The organism is Megasphaera sp. DJF_B143, assembly GCF_900320625.1.
Lineage (GTDB): Bacteria > Bacillota > Negativicutes > Veillonellales > Megasphaeraceae > Megasphaera > Megasphaera hexanoica.
In genome coordinates, this window is the sequence record NZ_ONTA01000061.1 from 1 (window position 1) to 4,257 (window position 4,257).

Annotated in this window: 3 protein-coding genes, 1 pseudogene and 1 other annotated feature; all 4 genes and pseudogenes read left to right on the forward strand. The window is 47.8% G+C overall.

The window, feature by feature from the left end; genetic code table 11:
* Nucleotides 1-702 (forward strand): annotated as a pseudogene (glmU, locus tag DBO31_RS01795) (bifunctional UDP-N-acetylglucosamine diphosphorylase/glucosamine-1-phosphate N-acetyltransferase GlmU); the annotation flags it as partial.
* 60 nt (nt 703-762) lie between these two features.
* Nucleotides 763-1,728, forward strand: a complete 966-nt coding sequence (locus DBO31_RS01800) for a ribose-phosphate pyrophosphokinase (protein WP_059076580.1) — start codon at nt 763-765, stop codon at nt 1,726-1,728.
* Between the two features lie 21 nt (nt 1,729-1,749).
* The gene (gene pth / locus DBO31_RS01805) at nt 1,750-2,316 is read left to right on the forward strand and encodes an aminoacyl-tRNA hydrolase (RefSeq protein WP_059076581.1); all 567 of its coding nucleotides are present in this window, start codon (nt 1,750-1,752) and stop codon (nt 2,314-2,316) included.
* A gap of 137 nt (nt 2,317-2,453) precedes the next feature.
* Nucleotides 2,454-2,678: a binding site (T-box leader), on the forward strand.
* Nucleotides 2,679-3,111: 433 nt separating this feature from the next.
* Nucleotides 3,112-4,098, forward strand: a complete 987-nt coding sequence (locus DBO31_RS01810; protein ID WP_234995353.1) for an MBL fold metallo-hydrolase — start codon at nt 3,112-3,114, stop codon at nt 4,096-4,098.
* Nucleotides 4,099-4,257: the final 159 nt, after the last annotated feature.

Sequence of the window (4,257 nt, forward strand, 5' to 3'; positions counted from 1 at the left end):
CTGGGTGTCAATTCCCGTCAACAGCTGGCAGCGGCCGAACAGGTCCTGCGCAGCCGTAAACTTGATGAGCTGATGACTGAAGGCGTTTCTATTATCGACCCGGCCAATACCTATGTAGATACGACGGTAGTAGTGGGCCGGGATACGGTCTTGTATCCGGGAACAATTCTGGAAGGAAATACCGTTATCGGTGAAGATTGCCAGATCGGGCCGTACGTCCGCATGACGAACGTACAAATGGGGTCCCACGATCATTTACAGTTTACCTATGCCCATGATTGTCAGATTAAGGATGGATGTGAAATCGGGCCCTTTGTCCATTTCCGTCCCAATACGGTGATCGGCAATCATGTCAAGGTTGGCAACTATATGGAAGTAAAGAATTCAAACGTCGGCGATGGTACCAAACTGCCGCACCTGAGCTATATTGGCGACAGTGATGTCGGTAGTGGCGTCAATATCGGCTGCGGAACGATTACCGTCAATTATGATGGCAAAATCAAACATCGCACGACGATTGCCGATCACGCCTTTGTGGGATGCAACAGCAATCTCGTAGCGCCTGTTTCGATTGGTGCTTATGCTTATGTCGGCGCTGGTTCGACGATTACCAAAGATGTTCCGGCCAAAGCTCTTTCTGTGGGCCGGGCCAGACAGCGTAATATCGAAGGCTGGGTAAAAGACGATACATATAAGAAATAATCAGTAAGTTCCATCGGTACTGCTGTTATTATATTTCACTACTTAATTAGGAGGCTCACCATGAGTTACGAAGACGGGAAAAAGCTGAAAATTTTTACAGGTAATGCCAATCCGAAACTGGCAAAAGAAATTGCAGACTACCTTGGCCTGGAATTGGGCAAGGCTTTTGTCGGCAAATTCAACAACGGTGAAATTCAGGTTATGATTGATGAAAGTGTCCGCGGCAAGGATGTTTTCGTCATTCAGCCGACATGTCAGCCTGCCAATGATACGCTGATGGAATTGCTGATTATGGCAGATGCGCTGAAACGTGCTTCGGCCCGTCACATTACGGCAGTTGTGCCGTATTATGGATATGCCCGTCAGGACCGCAAGACCCGTGGCCGCGAACCGATTACGTCCAAACTGGTTGCTGACCTGATGACGACTGCCGGCATTACCCGGGTGGTTACGATGGATCTTCATGCCGGACAGATTCAGGGATTCTTCGATATTCCTGTCGATCATCTCGGCTCTGCTTCTATCATTGCTAAATATATCAATCAAAAGAAAGCAGAATGTGATATGGGCGATATCGTCGTCGTTTCTCCGGACCTTGGCGGGGTAACCCGTGCCCGTGACCTGGCTGACCGCGTCAATGCGCCTATTGCAATCATTGAAAAACGCCGCCCCCGTCCGGGTGTTGCCGAAGTCATGAATGTCATCGGTGACATCAAAGGCAAGACTTGTATTCTCGTCGATGATATCGTCGATACGGCAGGTTCCTTGTGCGGTGGTGCCAAGGCACTGAAAGAAATGGGTGCTGCCCGTGTGTATGCAGCCTGTGCCCATGCCGTCCTTACAGATCCGGCGGTGGACCGCATTAAGAATTCGGTTATTACGGAACTGATTATTACGAATACGATTCCTCTTCCGGAAGAAAAACAGATTGATAAAATCAAAGTTCTCTCTGTGGCACCGCTTCTCGGCGAAGCAATCATGCGTATTTTCCACGATGTATCGGTCAGCCGTCTGTTTGACAAATAAGAGGCAGGTACGAAGGTGCACATGATAGTGGGCCTGGGCAATCCGGGCCGGGAATATGAAAAATCGAAGCATAATACGGGGTTCCGCGTCATTGACGAACTGGCATCACGCCTTGGCGTTACGGTCTGGCGGAGTCAGATGGATGCCCTGGTAGCCCAGGCGATGGATGACGGTGAAAAGATATTGCTGGTCAAACCGCAGACGTATATGAATAACAGCGGGGCTGCTGTAGGCCCGCTCATGCGTTGGTACAAACTGGATGAAACCGATGTATATGTCATATATGACGATATGGATCTGCCCGTAGGCCGGCTGCGTATCCGGACCAGTGGCAGTGCCGGGGGACACAATGGAATCAAGAGTCTTCTGGCTCATGGCTGTGAACGTTTTATCCGGTTCCGTGTAGGCATAGGCCGTCCATTGCCCCATCATGATGTCGTAGATCACGTTCTGACGCCTTTTCCAGACGAATTGGTACCAGAATATGAAGAAGGGCTCAAAAAAGCCGCAGACGCCATTCTGGGCTGCCTGAAATTGGGCGTGGATAAGGGAATGAACCGTTTTAATCCCCGGAAGAAAAAAGAATAAGAAAAAACACACTGATTAAACGTTTAATTTAAGAAATGTGGCGAAAAACTGAAATAAAAGCCTTGACAGGGAATGATTTTTCATAGATAATGTATTCAATCTTTCCTATAGGCATATATTTTAAAGAATAGATGCCACAAAATGCTATGATTGGGTAAAGGGTATGATTGGTATTTTCTGACAGAGAACCGGCGGTTGCTGAGAGCCGGGAGATGATCCGTATATCCGACTTCGCCCGGGAGCAGCTATGTCGAATTTTTTTCTAGAGAAACAGGAGGCATAGACGTGATTCCGCGTTAGGGAATGTCTGGTAAGACACTGAGTATAATATCAGGGTGGTACCGCGATACTTCGCCCCTGTTGCATAGGACATGCAGCAGGGGCCTTTTTTATTGCAGACAGGGAAAGAGATGCCATTGCATCTGGGGAGATCAAATGGCACAGGGAGCCGGCCGGACAAACTGTGGGGGCAGTGAGAATGGTGGCATATGGGGGTATGCAAAAGCTTCCTGAAAAAGAAACAATGCGTAGATTTACATCGGTTCGTGATAAGTGCCGCACAGCGGCATGGGGGAGTATTTTTGTAGGGGGATTGGTAAGGTTTTAGTTTTTTATATTTTTATATTAGTTGTGTATTTTGCATCGTGTTATTATTTTTTTGTATTCCTGACGGTAAAGTTGTTGACGCTCTTTTATGCAGGACAAAACACCAGAAATGCGGATAGCTGCAGGTTATCCGTGTTTCTGGTGTTTTGTGTTATAATTAAATAATATTTCAGAGATAAGGAGCTTTATATGATGATTGAACATATATGTGCGGAACCGGATATATACCGCATTGAAGTACCACTGCCAAACAATCCGCTGCGATATCTGAATTCCTATGTCGTACGTGGCAGAGACCGGTTTTTAGTCATTGACACGGGATTTAACCGGCCGGAATGCCGGGAAGCGCTGTTTACTGGATTGGACAGCCTCCGTGTTGACCTGGCGCGGACCGATTTATTTTTGACGCATCTCCATGCCGATCATACGGGGCTTGTGGGAGATTTTGCCCGGGCGGGAAGCCGGATTTTCATGCATCATGATGACTATCAGTATCTCGTCGATTCGACTGATGGCAGCACCTGGCGATATGCGGAGGAAAAATTTATGGTCGAAGGAATGCCGCCGCAAGATATAAAGAATCAATTTTCCAATCAGGCACGGAAATATTCGCCGGACCCGTCTTTTACAGTACAGACTGTGCACGATGGGGAACGGATACTGCTGGCTGGTACGGAGTTTCAGGTCATTCATACGCCGGGCCACACAAAAGGCCTGTGCTGCCTGTATATACCGGACAAAGAAATTATATTTACCAGTGACCATATTCTCTTTGATATTACGCCGAATATTCAATACTGGTATCATATGCCTGATGCGCTGGAACGGTATCTGCAGAGCCTGGATAAGGTATATGATCTGCCTGTACGGCTGGCCTTGCCGGGACATCGCAAAGGAGATACGTCTATTGCCAGCCGTATCGATGCGCTAAGGAGGCATCATGCCAGCCGTCTCGATGAAGTGCTGCAGGCGGCCGCCGCGCATCCAGGAGCGACGGCCTTTGAACTAGCCCCCTGCCTTTCCTGGTCTATGCGGGGCAGGTCGTGGGCCGAATTCCCACCGACCCAGAAGTGGTTTGCCATGGGAGAAACGCTGGCCCATATTGAATACCTGCTCCACCACGGGCAACTGATTCGTCGGGAAATTGATGGTACGTACCGGTATTATACCGTATAATGTAATAAACAACTATTAACTGCACTCTGCCATGAGAGAGTGCAGTTTTTTGTCTTGAATTTATATAGTTTTAAACTATGTAATAGCACGATTGATACGTATTATACAAAGGATGAGCATTATGTTACACTTACATTGTCAAGAGGAAACGAAATAAAA